Origin of the sequence: Rahnella laticis (assembly GCF_015644585.1) — a bacterium.
GTDB lineage: Bacteria > Pseudomonadota > Gammaproteobacteria > Enterobacterales > Enterobacteriaceae > Rahnella > Rahnella laticis.
Genome location: NZ_JADOBI010000001.1, coordinates 703,330 through 719,657, shown reverse-complemented (window position 1 = coordinate 719,657; position 16,328 = coordinate 703,330). Strand labels below are relative to the sequence as shown.

The window sequence follows — 16,328 nt, the reverse complement described above, 5'->3', positions numbered from 1 at the left end:
AAGATGTCGGCAATGGGTGCTGCGATGCGAAAGCTGGTTCACCTATGCTACGGCGTGTTGAAAACGGGGCTGCCTTATGATGAAAACTACGCGTTGAGTTGTTGACATTCAAGACGGTAACTTCGGTCTCGAAACACTCATTCAGCAAGCTTTCTGAAAGCGGCTGGAAGCTTTCTAAATGTGCAAACATTTACGAACGGTTGATTTGCTCCTCCCCCTCGTGAGAGGGGAAGGAGCAAATCAAAATCAGCCTGCATCTATCTTCCGAATTACATAGCCATTGGCCGCTTTCAAAACGACGTTGAGTGAGGAGTGAGAAACAGCGAGAGTCTTTTTTCGAGCGGGTTCGAACCCGAAGCGAAAGAACCGCGCAGCGGCGGCGTTTGCGGCACTAGCCGGAGTGGCTGAAACATGGCCAGCAAGCGGTAGCGCGGAGTAAAAAAGACGCGGAGATTCCAAAGAGGGCTCGTCATAGCCCTCTTTGGTCGGTTTCGGCGCCAGCCGCTGAGTGATAGCTGTTATTGAAAAACCGAAATATTCTCGGTCATAGCTCCAGCCCCTCACTGCAAGTGAAAAACCGAAATATTCTCGATCTGTTATTAAAACCGCCCGCGGGGCGCTCCCACCCAAACTGTTATACCTAACTATCACAATACTGTTCCTGTTATACCCACTCCCCTTCATGGTTAAATCCCCTTTCATCATCTGCTATAAAAATAGGTCTTCTCATGCTGGGTTTAGATGCCTTCGAACTGGCTCGTATACAGTTCGCCTTCACCGTTTCTTTTCATATAATTTTCCCCGCCATCACCATCGGGCTGGCCAGTTTTCTGGCGGTGCTTGAAGGGATGTGGCTCAAAACCAAAAAAGAGGAATATCGCGACCTCTATCATTTCTGGTCAAAAATCTTTGCCGTGAATTTCGGCATGGGCGTGGTTTCCGGGCTGGTGATGGCGTATCAGTTCGGAACTAACTGGAGCTTTTTCTCGTCATTTGCGGGCAGTATCACCGGCCCGCTGCTGACTTACGAAGTGCTGACCGCCTTTTTCCTCGAAGCGGGTTTTCTGGGCGTGATGTTGTTCGGCTGGAACCGCGTCGGCCCCGGTCTGCACTTTTTCGCCACCTGTATGGTCGCGCTCGGCACGCTGATGTCCACGTTCTGGATCCTCGCCTCTAACAGCTGGATGCAGACGCCGCAGGGCTTTGAAATCGTCAACAATCAGGTGGTGCCGGTGGACTGGCTGAAAGTCATTTTCAACCCGTCGTTCCCCTACCGTTTGCTGCACATGACCACCGCCGCGTTCCTGTCGTCGGCATTTTTCGTCGGCGCGTCTGCCGCCTGGCATCTGCTTAAAGGGCGCAATACCCCGGCGATGCGCACCATGTTGTCGATGGCAATGTGGATGGCGCTGATCGTTTCTCCGGTTCAGGCGCTGATTGGCGACGCCCACGGGCTGAACACGCTGAAATATCAGCCCGCGAAAATCGCCGCAATTGAAGGCCACTGGGAGAATAAAAACAGCGAACCAACGCCGCTGATTCTGTTTGGGTATCCGGATATGAAACGCGAGGAAACGCGTTATTCGCTGGAAATCCCCTATCTCGGCAGCCTGATACTCACGCACAGCATGACTCAGCAAATCCCGGCGCTGAAATCGTTCCCGAAAGAAGATCGCCCCGACTCCAGCATTATTTTCTACAGTTTCCGCATTATGGCCGGGCTCGGCATGCTGATGATCGTGCTGGGATTGTGGAGCCTCTGTCTGCGCTGGCGCGGTAATCTTTATGAAAACAGAGCGTTTCTGCGGTTTGCATTACTGATGGGGCCGTCCGGTCTGATTGCCCTGCTGGCGGGCTGGTTTACCACTGAAATTGGCCGCCAGCCGTGGGTGGTTTATGGCCTGCTGCGCACGAAAGACGCCGTTTCCAGCCACGGTGAGATGCAGATGAGCATCAGCCTCCTGCTGTTCGTGGTGATCTATTCCTCGGTGTTTGGCGTCGGTTATCTCTACATGATGAAACTTATCCGCAAAGGGCCGCAGCCGCATGAGGGTCAGAATCAGGATCACGGCGGACCGGGGCAGCATCGTACACCGGCGCGTCCGCTGTCGGCTATTAAAGAACCGCTGAACGACGAAGGAGTCTGAAATGGGTATCGATCTTCCGCTGATTTGGTTTTTGATCATCGTCTTTGGCGTGATGATGTACGTGGTGATGGACGGCTTTGATCTGGGCATCGGCCTGCTGTTCCCGCTGGTGAAAGCAGAGCATGAGCGCGATGTGATGATGAACACCGTCGCGCCAGTCTGGGACGGCAACGAAACCTGGCTGGTGCTCGGCGGTGCGGCGCTGTTTGGCGCGTTTCCGCTGGCGTATTCCGTGGTGCTCGACGCGCTGACTATTCCGCTCACATTAATGCTGTTCGGCCTGATTTTTCGCGGCGTGGCCTTTGAGTTTCGCTTCAAGGCCAGTGCGGCAAAGCGTCACGTCTGGGACAAATCGTTTATCGCCGGTTCAGTGCTGGCCACGTTTTGTCAGGGCGTGGTGCTCGGCGCGGTCGTCGGCGGCATTCCGGTGGTTAACCGCGCCTATGCCGGTGGCGCGCTGGACTGGCTGACGCCGTTCAATCTGTTCTGCGGCTTCGGGCTGGTCGTGACCTACGCCCTGCTCGGCTGTACGTGGCTGATTATGAAAACCGAAGGCCGCCTGCAGGAAAGCATGCACCGCTGCGCAAAACCGCTGCTTTTCACCTTTCTGACCGTGCTGGTGATCATCAGCATCTGGACGCCGCTGACGCACGCCGCCATCGCCGCCCGCTGGTTCAGTGTGCCGAATCTGTTCTGGTTCCTGCCGGTTCCGGTGCTGGTGTTGCTGGTAGCGTTCCGGATGTTGCGCGCGGTAAACCGTCAGGCGCACCACTCGCCGTTCCTGCTGACGCTGGCACTGATTTTCCTCGGGTATACCGGCCTTGGGATCAGCATCTGGCCGAACATTATTCCGCCGTCCGTTTCCATCTGGGAGGCGTCCGCTCCGCCGCAAAGTCAGGGATTCATGCTGGTCGGCGCGCTGTTTATTATCCCGATTATTCTGGTTTATACCTTCTGGAGCTATTACGTGTTCAGAGGGAAAGTGACGCCGGAACAGGGCTACCACTGAGATGCGGAGGAGTAAATGAAGAAGCTCATCAGGGAAATGGATGATGAAACTGTTATCCGTCAGCCTTTCTGGAAACGCGTCGGCTGGATGGCGACCATCTGGCTGGGCAGCGTACTGGCGCTGTTTGTTGTCGCCTCGGTGTTTAAATTGCTGATGGCCGCAGCGGGAATGCGCACACACTGATCCCACAAACAAAAAACCTCCGCCATCACTGGCGGAGGTTTTTCATTGCGGCCGCGGAAAACCGGTCAGCGCAGCAGGTTATCGAGACGATCGTCGTCGATGCCGTCCGGCTCAAGGTGCGCCGTCACATCGGCAAACTTGAACAATTTGCCCACCGCCATTTCGGCCGCGTCGCCGATATCGTGTCCGATATCCACGCTCAGGTTGCCGTCAACTTCCAGATGGAACTCCACAAAAACGCGGTCGCCGCCGTTACGGGTGCGGATATCATGCACGCCTTTCACACCGGTCACGCTCAGCACGGCTTCTTTGACACGTTTACGGTCATCGGCGCTCAGCTCCCGGTCCAGCAACTGCGTCAGCGCATCCGCCGCCATGCCGCGTGCATTCCAGATCATATAGAAAGAAATCAGCAGCGCGCCGATGGAGTCAGAACGCGTCCAGCCAAAATAGCGTTCGAAAATCAGCGCCAGCAGCACGGCGATATTCACCGCAACGTCGGTGATGTAATGCGCACGGTCGGCGGCAATCGCCGTGGAACCGGTGCGTTTCACCACGTATGTTTGCATCAGCACCAGGCCGGTCGCCGCCACACAGCTGATGATAATGACCCAGATCCCCAGCCCGAGTTGCGCCAGCGGCGCCGGGTTAATAATGCGTCCGATGGATTCCCCGCCGAGCACCAGCCCGGCGGCACCCAGCAGCAACGCCTGGACAAAAGCGGCGACGGCTTCGGCTTTGCCGTGCCCGTAACGGTGGCCTTTGTCGGCAGGACGCAGAGCGTAACGCACGCCAATTAACGTCACCATGGACGCCAGCACATCGACCAGCCCGTCAGCTGCCGACGTCAGCAAAGCAATAGAGCCCGTCGCCACCCACGCCCAGACTTTGATGCACACCAGCACCAGCGCCACGCAGACAGAAACCAGAGAAGCGATACGCGTCAGCCCTTTATAGGAGGGGGCCGGGCGACTCATGAATGGCTCCGGACAAGCCGGTTTATTTGAGAATTATTCACAGGAATTCCTGAAGCAGAGGATCAACTAAATTTGATAAATACAAATACCAGTCCGGCATTATAACCCATTTTCCACTTTTTAAGACCTTCCCTATGGTTTGGATCTTCGTGCCCTGGCTAAGGTTTATTGACCTATATTTACTTGCATTTACATCAATACAATCTAGCTTAAAACAAGATTTCTTTGTTCCGGCGCGCGGTCGCCGATAACCAGAAGAGCACTATGACAAACGATAACAATGCAAAACCTTCCGCGTCAGATGACGCACGTTCCGAACAGTCAGAACTCGACTCCAGCCAGGTGAAATCAGGAGAAGGCCACACTCAGGACAACAAACCTTCCCATAACGACGCCGGAGAACCGGACGAGAAACGCAAAGGCCCCGGCAAAAAGCCGCTGATTATTCTCGGTATTGTTGTGGTTGTCATGTTGGTCGTGGCGCTGGTCTGGTGGCTGATGACCAAAGATCAGATCAGCACCGACGATGCCTTTACCGAAGGCGACGCCGTGACCATCGCGCCGAAAATCGCCGGTTATGTCACTAATCTGGCGGTGAAAGATAACCAGTTTGTACATAAAGGCGATCTGCTGGTCGAAATCGATCCGCGTGATGCCACCGCGCAGCGGGATGCCGCTCAGGCGCAGCTTGGGCTGGCGGTGGCACAGCTGCATCAGGCGCAGGTTCAGTATGATCTGGCGAAAGTGCAGTATCCGGCGCAGCTGGCGCAGGCCAAAGCCCAGCAGACGCGTGCGGAAGCCAACTTACTTAACGCCACGGCAGATTTTCGTCGTCAGCGCGGTGTCGATCCGCGGGCGACCACGCAACAAAATATCGACACCTCCAACGCGCAGGTGCGTTCAGCCGCCGCAGACCTGGAAAATGCCAAAGCGCAGGTGCAGGTTGCCGCGCAGGTTCAGCTTAATATTCGTCAGGCCGAAACCAACGTTGAAGCCCGTCAGCAACAGGTTGAACAGGCCAAAGCGCAGCTCGAAAACGCTACGCTGAATCTCTCGTATGCGCAGGTTCGCGCACCGTTCGACGGCTACGTCACCAAGCGTAATGTGCAGCTCGGTACGCTGGTGCAGGCCGGTTCGTCGCTGTTCTCGGTGGTGTCGAAAGAGATCTGGATCGCCGCCAACTATAAAGAATCGCAGCTTGAGCGCATGCGTCCCGGCAATAAAGTTGAAATCACCGTGGATGCGTTCCCGGACATCAAACTTCATGGTCACGTCGACAGTATTCAGCAAGGCACCGGCTCGCGCTTCTCGGCCTTCCCTGCCGAAAATGCCACCGGTAACTATGTGAAAATTGTGCAGCGCGTTCCGGTCAAAATCGTCATCGACAGCGGTCTGGATGAAAATCATCATCTGCCGCTCGGCCTGTCTGTTGAACCGACGGTGACCGTCGAATGAATGAAGATCGCAGCTACTGGAAACCCAAGGCCAATCCGTGGGCAGTTGCCGCCGTCGTAACCATTGCGGTGTTCATGGAAATCCTGGACACCACCATCGTTAACGTGGCGCTGCCGCACGTCGCCGGTTCGCTGTCCTCCAGTTATGACGAATCGACCTGGGTTTTAACGTCATATCTGGTGGCCAACGGCATTGTGCTGCCGATTTCCGCGTTTCTCAGCCGCGTGATGGGCCGCAAAACTTACTTCCTGATTTGTATTGGCATGTTCACCGTCTGCTCATTTTTATGCGGCGTGGCGACCGAACTCTGGCAGATGATTTTGTTCCGCATCCTGCAGGGCTTCTTCGGCGGCGGTTTACAACCGATCCAGCAATCGGTGCTGCTGGATTATTTCAAGCCGGAAGATCGCGGCAAGGCGTTTGGCCTTTCATCGATTGCCATCATCGTGGCCCCGGTTGTCGGGCCGACGCTCGGTGGTTACATCACCGATAATTTCAGCTGGCGCTGGGTGTTTCTCATCAACATTCCGGTGGGGATTATCGCCCTGCTGGCAATTTATCAGTTGCTGGAAGATCCGCCGTGGGAGCGTAAAGCCAAAGGCAAACTCAGTATTGATTACATCGGTATCGGGCTGATTGCGCTCGGGCTGGGCTGTTTACAGGTCATGATGGATCGCGGCGAGGACGACGACTGGTTTAAATCCGGCTTCATCGTCACCTTTGCGGTGCTGGCGGCAACCGGGATTGTCGGCGCGATTTACTGGCTGCTTTATGCCAAAAAACCGGTGGTCGATCTGCGCTGTATGAAGGATAAAAACTTTGCCGTCGCCGGTTTACTGATGGCCGGTATGGCGATGATTTTGTACGGCAGCTCGGTGGTCATTCCGCAGCTGGCGCAGCAGCAGTTAGGCTATACCGCCACGCTCTCCGGGCTGGTGATGTCGCCCGGCGCGGTGCTGATTGTGCTGTCGATTCCGCTGGTGCTGAAACTGATGCCTATTGTGCAGACGCGTTACATCATTGCGTTCGGCTTCTTCCTGCTCGCCGCGTCGTTTATCTATTCGGCCACGCTGACGCCGGACGTCGATTTCACAACGCTGGTGATGTACCGCAGCGCACAGTCGATCGGGCTGGGCTTCCTGTTTGTGCCGCTGACGACCATCGCGTTCATCACTATTCCGCAGCGGATGAACGCCGACGCCGCCGCGCTGTTCACCATGTTCCGTAACGTCGCAGGCTCGATCGGGATTTCGCTGGCCACGGCCGGTGTGACCGAACGAACGCAGGCACACAGCGCGCACATGGCGCACAACATGTCGCCGCTCAATGAACAGTTTAATCAGGCCGTCAGCAAAAGTGCCGCCGCGATCCGCGATTTCGCCCACGTCGTCGGCGACCCGATGCAGCTCGCCACCGTGAAGATGTATCAGGAAATGATCTCGCAATCGCGCATCCTGGCTTACATCGATGTGTTCGGCTATTGCGCCATCGTCGCTGTTATCTTGATCCCATTTTGTTTCCTGCTTTCGCCGGTTAAGAGCGAAGGTAATGCCGGAGCACATTAAGTTGAATACGACCCGGAAGTTGAATAAGACCACGCTGTTTACCGTTTCGGCTCTCACTCTGGCGCTGGCGGGCTGCTCCGTGGGCCCTGATTACCAGAAACCGAACCCGGTCACGCCGGGCGCTTATAACGACATGACCAAGCCGAAAGACGCCGACGGCGCGTCCATCGCCCTGGCGTCAGAGCCGAATCCGTTATGGTGGAAAGCGTTTAATGATCCGCAGCTCGACAGCCTGATCACCCGCGCGATTGCCGGGAATATCTCCCTGCAACAGGCGGTGCTGCGCATTGCCGGCGCCCGCGAGCAGGTCAAACAGGCCGAAGGCGCCTGGCTGCCGTCGGTTCAGGGCAGCGCAAAAGCCACGCGTCAGCAGCTTGGCCTGAAAGGTATTCTGGATTCCAGCGGCGCTTCACAGCAGCTAAACGATCTCAGCCCGGAAGCATCGTCCGCTATCGATACGGCGACACGCCCGGTCAATCTGTATCAGGGAAGTTTCGATGCCAGCTGGGAGCTGGATTTATTTGGCGGCACGCGACGTCAGGTTGAGGCCGCCAATGCGCAGACGCAATCTTCCGTCGAAGAACGCAACGATGCGCTGGTGTCGCTGGAAGCCGAAGTTGCCCGCGCGTATCTGCAACTACGTGGCGCGCAAAGCGTGACGGCGGCGATTCAGACGCAAATCGATGTCGCACAGCAGACGCTGGATCTCACGCAAAACCGCCAGAAGAACGGCCTTTCGCCGCAGCTGGATGTCGAAAACGCCCGCGCGCAGCTGGGTTCATTGCGCGCCCAGTTGCCGCAGTATCAGGCGCAGGAACGTCAGGCAATGAACGGGCTGGCGGTTCTGCTCGGTCAGACGCCGGGATCGCTGGATGCCGAACTGACTGCACCAAAACCGATGCCTGCCCTTCCTGCCGCCGTCCCGGTGGGCGTGCCGTCGCAGCTGGCGCGTCGCCGCCCGGACGTTCGCAAAGCCGAAGCCGATCTTCACGCGGCGACGGCCAATATCGGCGTCTCCGTCGCGCAGATGTTCCCGAGTATTTCCCTCACCGGCCAGTTCGGGATGCGTAACACTGACGTGAGTTATCTCGACAACTGGAGCAGCCATTTCTACTCCTTCGGCCCGCAGATCACGCTGCCGATCTTCCAGGGCGGACGTCTGGTTTCCAGCGTGCATCTTTCCCGCGCGCAGCAGGCCAATGCCGCGCTGAACTACCGCCAGACGGTGCTGACCGCGCTTCAGGACGTCGATAATGCGCTGGTGAATTACCGCACGGATCAGGATCAGGTGAACGGATTAGACCAGACGACCGAAGCGTTACAGACGGCGTTTGATCTCGCCAGCGACAGTTACCGTCAGGGGCTTTCAACGTTCATCAACGTGCTCGACGCCCAGCGCCAGCTCGCACAGGCGCATCAGCAATCCGCCGAAGCGAAAGTGAAAACCAGCACCGATCTGGTGTCACTGTACAAAGCCCTCGGCGGCGGCTGGGAGCCGTACCAGAACGTCGATTTGCCGACCTACACCGTGTTTGGCCCGGCGGCAACAACGGATGTGAAAGTCAAAACGACGTTGGGGATAACGCCGTAAACATTAACTGAGCTTTATGAAACCGCGGCTTGTTGTTAGCGGTTTACCTAATAAAAAGGCTCCAGCTCTGGCGCGGGAAGTTTTCCTCGCCAGACGCATATTTGGAAACTGCTGATACAAATCTGCTGTTAACTGTTGTTACCATTAAGACTTATCACTCTGATTTAGCTGAATATTCTTAAAATCATTCAAACCTCCTCAAATTTACATTATGAAATACTTCATTTCCGTAAAAGAACCCAATTCCGATCATTACCTCTTCTTTCAATCCGGTTTCTGAGTAGAATCTCTTCACGTAAATTTGACTTAAGTTCAGATAAGCTTGAATAACCTCACCGCGGACGGTGGCGGGATAACGGAATAATTCACAGGGAGTCACCGGTTTACGGCCTGTGTAAAAGGGAATTAAACGATGGGCATTCAGGAATACATTCTTGCAGGCAGTAAATTACCGATCCACAACCACTACCAGCTTCGCTTAACGCGCCTTGAGTCGCAGCAGCCCGGCGTTGATATATCGGTACTTAAGTTCAGCGGCACCGAGGCCATCAGTGACATCCTGCGCTATGAAATCGAATTCACCAGCGCGGTAAAAGACATTCCCGCCCAGCACATCATCAACTATTCCGCCCTGTTCCTGATGTATCCCGACGGCAAGCCGTGGGAAACGGTCAAACCACGCATCATCCCCGGCGTCATTACTCAGTTTCGCCAGTGCAACACCTCCTCAGATGAAACCCGCTACGTCGCGACGCTGGAACACCGCCTCACCCGCTTAAATCAGGGTAGCAATAACGCGATTTACCAGAACGACAGCGTCATCAGCATGACCGAAAACACCTTCCTGCGTTACAACATGGACCGGCTGGATTTCCGGTTTGCGCTGCATGATCAGTATCCGCTGAAGAAATTCATGATGCAGTTCGGCGAAAGCGAATATGCGCACATCGCGCGCCGTCTGACCGACAGTGGCATTTCGTACTTCTTCGAATATGACGAAGAGAATAACTGCGACGTCATGGTGCTGGCCGATAATTCCTATGCCTGGCCGGAGCGGTTAGCCATTCCGTTCCGCAATCCGGCAGGCATGTTCGACGGCGGGCTGGAATCGGTATGGGATATGTCGGTCAGCCGTAAATCCATTCCCAAGTCAGTGACGGTTAACGACGATTTCTATCCGGCAGCGCAAAGCGATATGTCCGCAACGACCGCCACTAACCCGGACTATCCGGCACTGGTTGCCGAAGATTACCGCTGGGGCGAGTTTTATCCCGAGCCGGGCAAGGAATACAGCAGCGAGCCCGGTCAGGGGATGTGGTACGCGAAACGCCGTCAGGAGCGCTACCTCGCGGAACAAATCACGTTTGAGGGTAAATCCAACTGCATGACGCTGCGCCCCGGCATGATCATCACCACGCCGGGCAAGGACTGGCCGGAAGCACCCGACGGCCTGCTGATTGTTTCAACAAAGTCTAAAAATGTCGCCCGCGACACAGCCTATTTTGTGACCTTCACCGCCGTTCCGCGTAATACACAGCATCCGTACCGCCCTGCGCTGTTGCCGTGGCCGGTGGTCACCGGCACGCTGCCCGCCCGTATCTCCAGCGCCCACCCGGATGAACCTTACGCGCACATTAATGCCGACGGTTTATACCGTGCTCAGTTTGGCTTCGACCGCACCGAATGGCAGAAAGGCTTTGAAAGCTGCTGGCTGCGTTTAGCGAAGCCCTATTCCGGTGATACCTACGGATTTCATATGCCCTTGCTGGATTCCACGGGTGTGGCGATTGCGTTTGAGAACGGCGACGTTGACCGGCCTTACATCGCTTACGCGCTGCATGACTCACGCCATCCGGACCATGTGGCATTACCCAATTACAAGCGGAACGTCATACGCACGCCGGCACATAACAAGCTCCGACTAGATGACACGCGGGGCAAGGAGCACATCAAGCTTTCGACGCCTGCTAGCGGCAAAAGTCAGCTGAACCTGGGTGCGCTGGTCGATGATAAGCGCAAAGACCGCGGGCACGGCGCAGAGCTGCGCACCGACGACTGGGTGTCCGTTCGTGGCGGCAAAGGCGTGTTTATTTCTGCCGACGTGCAGGCTTCTGCCGGTGGGCAGCAGCTGGATATGCAACAGGCCAAAGCCCTGCTTTCCAGCGCGAGGGTGGAAATGCAAAGTTTGTCCGCCAGCGCGCAACAGGCCCAGGCTTTAGCCGCCGACATCGACCGGCAACAGACCTTGTTACAGCAGAAACTCGACAAACTTCAGCAGGCTGTTTTGCTTTTAAGCGCCCCAAAAGGCGTCGGTATTGTCAGCGGGGACAGCATGCAATTGTACGCCGAAGACAGCCTGACGCTGACCGCCGGTAAGCAGGTGGATATCGGCGCGACGAAGAAATTCACCGTTGCGGCCGGTGAACAAATCAGCCTATACAGCCGCCAGGGCACCAAAATGTTTGCCGCCAAAGGCGATATCGACGTTCAGGCGCAGGGCGGGAAATTCACCACCTGGTCAACGGACGACACGCATATTGCCAGTGGCAAAAAAATGACGGTGACAGCGCAGGACGAGCTGGTTCTGATCTGCGGCGGAGCCTACATAAAACTGAAAGGCGGTAACGTTGAAATTGGCGGGCCGGGGAAACTGTTGGTGAAAAATGGCGGCATCGTCAAACAAAGCCCAGCCAGCATGCAGAGCGCGATGAAATCGTTTGAGCCGGAGAGCTTTGACGAGAAATTTATTGTCAGTCACTCACTTACCGGAGATCCCATCAGCAATGTTCCTTATCGGATCACTATGCCAGATGGGAAAATCATCGAAGGCCTGACGTCAGCGACTGGTGAAACGGAATTAACCCAATCTGAAATAGTTGACGATATGATTTTGTCTGTTTTCCCTAAGGGAAAATGACTGATGCATAGGTACTGACACCGACAGTTTTGAATCGGGATGCGGAAATCTAAAAATGGAATTTATTTATGAGTGATGAAAAGAAAAGCGAAGGCACTGAACTTGGATTGAAAATTGTCATGATCATTGCCGTGGTTATCTTTGTGATATGGGTATTGTGGAACGTGGTGGTTTCAATGATCCCGACCGTAGGCGGCAGTTTTGGCGCGGGTTTCCCCGGCGGTTCCGGTGGCAGAGCTGTCCGGGATGTTGAAATCGATGTAGAACCGCAGGTTGTCTACCGTATTGACGATCATCATTTTTTTACTCTTGAAAAATACAAAGACTGTAGCAGCGGTGGGTTGGTTTATTACAATGATACTAATAAAAAAATAAAGATATTCGCAGGGCCAAAAGGCGGAGACAAAGAGCCTCAAGATGAAGTGTCAATGAGCCAGGTAAATGATACTTTGGCGTTTAAAGGTAAATTTATTTTTGCTGCCAATGACAACATCATTGCATACCCAACCAGAGATGTTAATTACAAGTATAGGAACTCAACATTTTTTATAAGATACACTGACTTCAACAACCCATCAAATACAACAAGTAGTGGCGGAATATTCATAGATGCAATTGCAACCGTAACCAATGACGCCATTTTTATACAGGATAGTACAATCTCTAAATACAGCAAAAAAATTAAAATCCCGCAAAATAATTTAGATGATTACGAATTGGTTTCGCCTTCAGATATTAATTACCCCTTGAAATCAAAAGATGATCATTTCCATTGTGAAAACACGATTAAGCCACGACGTGTGAAATACATTTCAGACTGACAGGGAGTTAACGAAAATGACAACAGCCGACAGTAAAATGGAACTTGATTATGAGTGACGAAAAGAAAAGCGAAGGCACTGAACCTGGGTTGAAAATTGTCATGATCATTGCCGTGGTTATCTTTGTGATATGGGTATTATGGAACGTTGTGGTTTCAATGATCCCGACCGTTGGCGGCAGTTTTGGCGCGGGCTTCCCCGGCGGTTCCGGTGGCAGGGCTATCCGGGATGTTGAAATCGATGTAGATCCGCAGGTTGTCTATCGTATTGACGATCATCGTTTTTTCACGCTAGAGCAATATCTGGACTGTAACAACGGCGGATTTGTTTATTACAACGACACTAATAAAAAAATTAAGGTTTTGGCCGGTTATGAGGGAGCAGATAAAAGGCCTCAAAACGAAGTTACAACGATGCAGGAGAATGATGTGCTTGCACTAAACGGTAAGTTCGTTTATGCAGCCAGCGATAATGTGATTGCTTACCCTACCAGAGACGTGAGCTATAAATACGGGAGTTCCACTTATTACATAGCTTACAAAAACATCAGCGACCCCTCAAAAAATACAAAATTCGAGGTTTCTCCGTCAAATTACAACACTAACATCGTCACAGGAAGTGCTATCTACATCCAGGAACAACCCAACCCTAAATATTATAAAAGATATTCTATTCCAAATAAATCAGACAATTATGAATGGATTGAATCTTCAGAGGTTACCTTCAAAAGAGTTTCCAAGGATGACCATTTTCATTGTGACAACACGATTAAACCACGACTCGTGAAATACATTTCCAACTAACAGGGAGTTAACGAAAATGACAACAACGAACAGTAAAATGGAACTTGATTATGAGTGATGAAAAGAAAAGCGAAGGCACTGAACTTGGGTTGAAAATTGTCATGATCATTGCCGTGGTTATCTTTGTGATATGGGTATTGTGGAACGTGGTGGTTTCAACGATCCCGACCATAGGCGGCAGTTTTGGCGCGGGTTTCCCCGGCGGTTCCGGAGGCAGAGCTATCCGTGATGTTGAAATCGATGTAGAACCGCAGGTTATTTATCGCATTGATGGCCACCGTTTCTTTACGCTTGAAAAATATATGGATTGTAGCAGGGGTGGATTTGTTTATTACAATGACACAAATAAAAAAATTAAGATTCTGGCTGACTATGAGGGGGCAGATAAAAGCCCTCAAAACGAAGTCACCATTGCTCAGCTTAATGGCCCTTTATCGTTTTACGGAAAATTTATTTATGCCGCCAATGATGATGTAATTGCCTATCCTATGCGGCATGAAAGCTATAAGTACGGATTTTTGAATTACTCTATAGTATATAAAAACATCAACAACCCTTCAAAAAATGCAGAGTTTGAAGTTTCATCATCGGAATATCGCACAAACATTATTGCGGATGATGCTATTTATGTTCAAGTATCAAATCGAAAAGAAAAATATCAGAAATACTCCATCCCTAAAGAATCGGATGATCCTGAGTGGATTAGTTCCTCAGGTGTTAAATTCAACAACGTATCTCAGGATGACCATTTCCATTGTGAAAACACGATTAAACCACGACGCGTGAAATACATTTCAGACTGACAGGGAGTTAACGAAAATGACTACATCTAAAGAACCGACACGTGAAGCACCTTGTTTTTATGATGATAACGGGAAACCCCACTTTCGCAGCAGTCTGTCGCCTAATAACGTTAAAGTCCGGGCTGAATGCCAACTCCCGCCACATTATCCTGGCATTATTATTTTTGTGCATGGCGTTAATTCTACCGGCGAATGGTTTGCCAACGCTGAAAAAAATATTTGCAAGGGATTAAATACCCGTTTAGGACTTGAAGGTACTCCCTATGCTTTGAAACCCAATCAATATAATTGTGACGTTCCCTCTGATTTTGACAATTATAAGAAAGACCGCAAACTGGTTAATGCCGGAAACTCACCGATAGTCCGTTTTTACTGGGGATACCGCTCAGCAAAGGGCGAAGAAGACAGATACCTCATTCCGCTGGTTAACCGGCAGAACGAAGATTACCACGCGTTAAAAAAACAGGGGCTGAAGCCTGAAGCGCTGCAGACCAAAGGGCCGTGGTTCTGGGGCGGAGGCCCGTTCCAGAACGGCACCAATAATCTGGTTTCTCTGTGGGGGGAAAACGGGTTTAATGCAAAATTACGCCATATTCCCATTACGGTACAAGACTTCGCCCCAGATTTTGACCGTTTACTGTCCAGTGCGCCTCCGCGTAAATATTACGCTCATACCGCGAAACGGCTGGCCGATTTACTGGATTTAATCCGGGTCAAATACCCGAGAGATACCGTGAGTGTTATTTCTCACAGCCAGGGAACCATGATCGCGCTGGGGGCAGCCGCTCTTGCAAAAAAAGCACCGGATGCATTATTTATTCTTAATTCACCTTATGCGATGGAAACAAAGTCGACCGATAGTTTTTCTTTGCCGGATAATGAAATTATATCTGACAAAGCACGCGAACAAACACTGGAAGCCATCATCAATAAAGTGGCAGAACAGGCTCAAGCGTTGCCCCCGCGAAAATACAGCGAGTTATTCGTTGGAAAATCAGAAGATAACAAGCCCTGGACACCACTGATTAAGCATAAATCAGCGCAGCCTCAGGTCACCACTGTCGAAACCGGAGAATATGATTATGTTTCCTCCGGGCAGGATTATCCTGCGGCGAAAAAACAGAAGCGCACTGAAACGGTAACCTCTGACCGCTGGATCCCTGAGCGGGATAATCACGGACGCTTCTATATTTACTGCAACCCACATGACCGCGTGATGGGCTCTTCTCCGCTACTCAGCCTGGGCTGGCAAGGGTTGCCGAACACCAGCAAGCAAGAGCCGCACAAACTTATTACGGCTCACAAAAAACATCTGTTTCAGCGGATGATGGCACGCGCCACCCCCTGCGGAACTGCACCTGACCCTAAAACGCCGTTCTGGCCATTACCTGATGGCAAACCGTTCTGGGATGACGGCGGGGATCTTTTGACCTACAACTCCCCTAATTTTCTTCAAACTATTGATATTAATACTGAAGAAGTCCCAGAACCTATTTCGGCATCTTTTATGGCAAATTTTGACGAGATACGTCCCGGCACTGGAAAACATTGGGATGAAGATCCTAAATCTCGAACAGGGCTGGCCTGGGGACAATATAAACCAGACGGAACCCCCAACGACGACACCTTTTCAAACTATGTGTTGCTGTACCCCAAAATTCAGGTGCAGACCGGTGAATATCGCGTAATGGCCGGGGGGCACGCTTATGAACCCATCATGCGCGAGGAAACGGACGACGAACGCCGTATCCGCGTGGGGTCCTACATCTCGCAACCCACCGATCACAGTACCTTGCCAAACAGTCCGATTTTTATGGAAAGAGTCGTGCCTTTCGATTTACCGATCGGCTTCTGTGACGCAACCTGGGACAAGGCATTTATGGCAGAACTGCGGGACAGAGCAGACTGGACGAAAGGCTATGACAACTATTTTAATAAAGGGGAATTATCTATCCCTCCGATTCCATCCATTATTTCTACAGAAACCCTGTCAGAAGTAAATAAAGCAGAATTCGAAGAACGCATACGAACTAAAGCCAGGGAATATGGTTATTAAC

General features: G+C 52.5%; 12 protein-coding genes and 1 pseudogene. 12 read left to right on the top strand and 1 reads right to left on the bottom strand.

Annotated elements, in window-relative coordinates:
- From IV433_RS26090 to IV433_RS03175, 4 genes and pseudogenes are all read left to right on the top strand, one after another.
- Positions 1 to 105: pseudogene (locus IV433_RS26090) on the top strand (IS110 family transposase); the annotation flags it as partial.
- 623 nt (positions 106 to 728) lie between these two features.
- Positions 729 to 2,147, top strand: coding sequence for a cytochrome ubiquinol oxidase subunit I (locus IV433_RS03185; protein ID WP_195812465.1), 1,419 nt, complete (start codon positions 729 to 731; stop codon positions 2,145 to 2,147).
- 1 nt (position 2,148) lies between these two features.
- Positions 2,149 to 3,156: a cytochrome d ubiquinol oxidase subunit II gene (cydB, locus tag IV433_RS03180; RefSeq protein ID WP_195812466.1), complete on the top strand. Its 1,008-nt coding sequence runs from the start codon at positions 2,149 to 2,151 to the stop codon at positions 3,154 to 3,156.
- A 36-nt stretch (positions 3,157 to 3,192) separates the two neighbouring features.
- Positions 3,193 to 3,339, top strand: a complete 147-nt coding sequence (locus IV433_RS03175) for a DUF2474 domain-containing protein (protein WP_152326361.1) — start codon at positions 3,193 to 3,195, stop codon at positions 3,337 to 3,339.
- Positions 3,340 to 3,404: 65 nt separating this feature from the next.
- On the opposite strand, the gene IV433_RS03170 is transcribed toward IV433_RS03175, so the two are convergent.
- Complete coding sequence (locus IV433_RS03170) at positions 3,405 to 4,316, bottom strand: cation diffusion facilitator family transporter (RefSeq protein ID WP_195812467.1); 912 nt, start codon at positions 4,314 to 4,316, stop codon at positions 3,405 to 3,407.
- A gap of 264 nt (positions 4,317 to 4,580) precedes the next feature.
- Here IV433_RS03170 and IV433_RS03165 point away from each other — a divergent pair, with 264 nt between their 5' ends.
- The 8 genes from IV433_RS03165 (at position 4,581) to IV433_RS03130 (ending at position 16,327) form a co-directional block, all read left to right on the top strand.
- On the top strand, positions 4,581 to 5,771 hold the full coding sequence (locus IV433_RS03165; protein WP_195812468.1) for an HlyD family secretion protein: 1,191 nt from the start codon (positions 4,581 to 4,583) through the stop codon (positions 5,769 to 5,771).
- Complete coding sequence (locus tag IV433_RS03160; RefSeq protein WP_195812469.1) at positions 5,768 to 7,336, top strand: DHA2 family efflux MFS transporter permease subunit; 1,569 nt, start codon at positions 5,768 to 5,770, stop codon at positions 7,334 to 7,336. Before IV433_RS03165 ends, IV433_RS03160 begins: the two co-directional genes overlap by 4 nt.
- Before the next feature lies 1 nt (position 7,337).
- Positions 7,338 to 8,927 (top strand): efflux transporter outer membrane subunit, encoded by a 1,590-nt coding sequence (locus tag IV433_RS03155; protein ID WP_229893167.1) that lies wholly within the window; start codon positions 7,338 to 7,340, stop codon positions 8,925 to 8,927.
- A 412-nt stretch (positions 8,928 to 9,339) separates the two neighbouring features.
- Positions 9,340 to 11,844 carry a type VI secretion system Vgr family protein gene (locus IV433_RS03150; protein ID WP_195812471.1) on the top strand — a complete coding sequence of 835 codons (2,505 nt, stop codon included), beginning with the start codon at positions 9,340 to 9,342 and terminating at the stop codon, positions 11,842 to 11,844.
- Between the two features lie 68 nt (positions 11,845 to 11,912).
- Complete coding sequence (locus tag IV433_RS03145) at positions 11,913 to 12,665, top strand: T6SS immunity protein Tli3 family protein (RefSeq protein ID WP_195812472.1); 753 nt, start codon at positions 11,913 to 11,915, stop codon at positions 12,663 to 12,665.
- Between the two features lie 50 nt (positions 12,666 to 12,715).
- Positions 12,716 to 13,468, top strand: a complete 753-nt coding sequence (locus IV433_RS03140) for a T6SS immunity protein Tli3 family protein (protein ID WP_195812473.1) — start codon at positions 12,716 to 12,718, stop codon at positions 13,466 to 13,468.
- Between the two features lie 50 nt (positions 13,469 to 13,518).
- A complete protein-coding gene (locus tag IV433_RS03135) occupies positions 13,519 to 14,271 on the top strand; it encodes a T6SS immunity protein Tli3 family protein (RefSeq protein WP_195812474.1) in 753 nt (250 codons plus the stop codon).
- A 16-nt stretch (positions 14,272 to 14,287) separates the two neighbouring features.
- Positions 14,288 to 16,327: a T6SS effector phospholipase Tle3 domain-containing protein gene (locus tag IV433_RS03130; RefSeq protein ID WP_195812475.1), complete on the top strand. Its 2,040-nt coding sequence runs from the start codon at positions 14,288 to 14,290 to the stop codon at positions 16,325 to 16,327.
- Position 16,328: the final 1 nt, after the last annotated feature.